This window comes from Streptomyces sp. NPDC054932 (assembly GCF_053610205.1).
Map to the genome: position 1 here is coordinate 1 of NZ_JBSGXU010000356.1, position 3238 is coordinate 3238.

Below are 3238 nucleotides of genomic sequence, written 5' to 3' on the forward strand. Positions count from 1 at the left end.
GCCCGGCACGGCGCCTCGCCGCGTTGTCGAAGCGCGCGAGTACGAACAGGTACGAGCTGCGCTTCTCCGCCTTGCGATGCACCGCGCCGGACGCCGCGGGCCACGCCCTCCGGGCGCCGGCGCTACTTTGCGGACACCCCCTAGAGGTCGATCCAGTAGCGCCGCTTGAGGCCGATCAGGGTTTCGCGGACGTCCTCGAGGAGGCCGCCGTTGCCCTCGATCGTGCGGATCGACGCCTCGTTGTCCGGGTCGCAGGTCAGCAGGACCCGGTCCATCCCCAGGATGCGCGCCTCGTGCAGGACGGCCGCCAGGGCCCAGGTGGCCAGGCCGCGGCGGCGGGCCGAGGGCCTGACGCTGTAGCCGATGTGGCCTCCCGCGTCGAGGAGGAAGCCGTTCAGGTAGTGCCGCAGGTCGATGGCGCCCAGGTAGGTGTCGCCCTCGGCGATCCACCAGTACGTCGCGTGGACCCGGCCGTGGTCGACGGGCAGCGTGCGGTCCGAGTACCGGCGCAGTCGATCCACCCAGGCCGCGAAACCCTCGGGGCTGTCCACGTCGTCGTCGGATCCGAGCCCGGCGCCGTCCGTGTGGGCGTCGGGACCCCATTCCCGCCGTGCGTCGAGCCAGGAGGCGTGCAGGCGGCGGGTGGGGGCTATGAGCTCGGGCATACCTCGGACGATAACAGCCGGCCCGGTGCGCGCTCCGACGGCTACTCCGGAGTCAGCGGCCTCGCGCGGGCGATGACCAGGGCGACGTCGTCGTGGTCGTCCGTGCGGCGCAGGGAGTCCAGGAGGCGGTCGCAGGTCTCCTCCAGCGGACGTCCGGTGTCGGCGAGCAGGGCCAGCAGGAGGTCGAGGCGTTCGTCGATGGGCTGGTCGCGGGTCTCGACCAGGCCGTCGGTGTAGAGGACCAACTGGTCGCCGGGGTCCATGGCGACGGCGGTGGACTCGAAGGGGATACCGCCCACGCCGAGCGGTGCGCCGGTGGGCAGGTCGAGCAGCCGGGGGCTGTGGCCGGCGCGGATCAGGACGGGCGGGAGGTGTCCGGCGAGGGCCACCCGGCACTGGGCCCCGTGCGGGTCGTAGACGACGTAGACGCACGTGGCGATGGTCTCCTCCAGTGCGGCGGTGGTGTGGTCCAGCTGCTGCAGCACCTGTGGCGGGTCGAGCGCGAGTTCGGCCAGGGTGCGGGTCGCGGTGCGCAGTTGCCCCATGCTGGCGGCGGCGTTGATGCCGCTGCCCATGACGTCGCCGACCACGAGGACCGTGGTGTCGTCCGGTCCGGCGATGGCGTCGAACCAGTCGCCCCCGATCTCGCTGCTGGCCGCGGCGGGCCGGTACCGGTAGGCGACTTCCAGGCCGGGCGTGGGCGGCGGGTGGTGCGGCAGGAGGTGGTGCTGGAGGGCGAGGGCGGTGTGGTGCGCGTTGCGGTACCAGCGTGCGTTGTCGATGCACACGGCGGCGCGGGCGGCGAGTTCGCCGGCGAGCACGATGTCGTCGTCGTTGAACGGGAGCGGGTTGCGCGTGCGCTTGAGGTCGAGGGCGCCGAGGACCTCGCCGCGGGCGATGAGCGGCACGGCCAGGTAGGAGCGCAGTCCGGCGCGGGTCAGCAGGTTGGCGGCGGTGCTGTCGCGGGCGATGCGTGAGATGTCCCGGGCCTGCACGTGGGCGACCAGGACCGGGTGGCCGGTCGTCACGGACTGGGTGACCAGCCGGTCCGCGGCGTAGCGGGCGATGTCCCCGGGCGGGTCCGCGGCGCGGACGGCGTCGCTGGGATAGGCCGCCGCGAGCGCCAGCGCGCGGAACACCGCGGGCTCGTGCGAGGACGACCTCAGGGTCGGCCGGCCTTCGAGTACGGAGTCGAGGATGTCGACGGCGGCTATGTCCGCGAGCTCGGGCACGACGACGTCGGCGAGCTCGCGGGCGGTCTGGTCGAGGTCGAGGGTGGTGCCGATGCGGACGGTGGCGTCCGCGATGAGGGCGAGGCGGCGGCGGCTGCGGGCGATCTCCAGAGCCGCCTGGTGACTCTGGGTGACGTCCACCACGGAGGTGGCCAGTCCCAGGACCCGGCCGGTGGCGTCCTCCAGCCGGTAGTACGACACCGACCAGGCGTGTTCGGTGCGCTCCCCGCCGTGGGTGCGGCCGGCCGTGAACTGTTCGAGCAGCGGCGTTCCGGTGGCCAGGACCTGGCGCATGGCCGACTCGGCGGCCTCCGCGTCGTCGAGGAAGGCCAGGGCCTCGCGGACGCCCCGGCCGATGTGCTCCTCGGCGGGCAGCCCGTTGATCCGCTCCAGGGTCGGGTTGACGAGTACGTACCGCAGCTCCGTGTCCAGGACCGCGAGCCCGATCGGGGACTGGGCCACCAGCCGCGCGGACAGCGCGAGGTCCCGCTCCAGCTGGCGCAGCCTCGTACGGTCGGTCGCGATGCCCAGGGCGTACATGTCCCCGTGCTCGTCGAGGAGCCGCATGTTGCGGAACTCCACCAGACGCGTCGTGCCGTCCCTGCGCCGCACCGGGAAAGCACCCGCCCAGTCCCCGGCGCCGCCCATGACGCGCGCGAAGAGTTCCGAGACCAGGCCGACGTGCTCCTTGGCGGCCAGCAGCCGGGCTGCGGGGCGGCCGAGGGCCTCGGCCGCCGTCCAGCCGAACAGCTGCTCCGCCTGCGGGCTCCACAGTGCGACCCGTCCCTCGGCGTCGAGGACGACCGCCGCGACGTTCAGGACGTCGAGCAATCCGCTGGGCGGGGCGACCCCGGTCATGCCGGGCCTGATCCCGCCCGTCCCCGACTCGTCGATCACACCCATCGGCGACGCTCCTTCCGGCATCGTCGGCCCGGCGCCGCCCGCCATCGCCCGCCCTGAAGCGGTCCGGGGCGCACGGCTACCTCTCATCGTGCCCCCGAACCTGCGCGGCAGCGTCCGGAGCGTCGCGCCGGGCCGCCGTGCACGGAACGGCTGCCGCCGCAACCCTGACCTTCGTCGGGTCCGGGGCACCCCTTCGGCCGGGGCGGGCCGGTCCCGGGGTTCCTGCGGTCGGGCCCATGAAATCGAACACACGATGCGGACGGGTCCGACGCCTGGGCCGCCCCCGTCGGCGCACTCGGCACGAACGGGCCGGTGCACGTCACGGAGGGTGCCTCGGCGAGGGTCCACCGGTCCTTGGCCCGGAGCGTGGCGGACGACTGGCCGGCCCGCCCGGTGCGGGGCGGGGCTGGATGCCGCGAGCGGGGGCACGCAGCCGCA

The 3238-nt window shown here is 74.0% G+C and carries 2 protein-coding genes; both read right to left on the reverse strand.

The window, feature by feature from the left end; genetic code table 11:
• Positions 1 to 140 precede the first annotated feature (140 nt).
• Positions 141 to 665: a GNAT family N-acetyltransferase gene (locus tag ACWGE1_RS40640; protein WP_453425501.1), complete on the reverse strand. Its 525-nt coding sequence runs from the start codon at positions 663 to 665 to the stop codon at positions 141 to 143.
• 41 nt (positions 666 to 706) lie between these two features.
• The gene (locus ACWGE1_RS40645; RefSeq protein ID WP_453425502.1) at positions 707 to 2800 is read right to left on the reverse strand and encodes a SpoIIE family protein phosphatase; all 2094 of its coding nucleotides are present in this window, start codon (positions 2798 to 2800) and stop codon (positions 707 to 709) included.
• Between the last annotated feature and the right edge of the window lie 438 nt (positions 2801 to 3238).

What these genes read in the sequence shown, in the direction of transcription:
- ACWGE1_RS40640 (WP_453425501.1), bottom strand. Translation starts at nt 665, where the DNA reads ATGCCCGAGCTCATAGCCCCCACCCGCCGCCTGCACGCCTCCTGGCTC.
- ACWGE1_RS40645 (WP_453425502.1), bottom strand. Translation starts at nt 2,800, where the DNA reads ATGGGTGTGATCGACGAGTCGGGGACGGGCGGGATCAGGCCCGGCATG.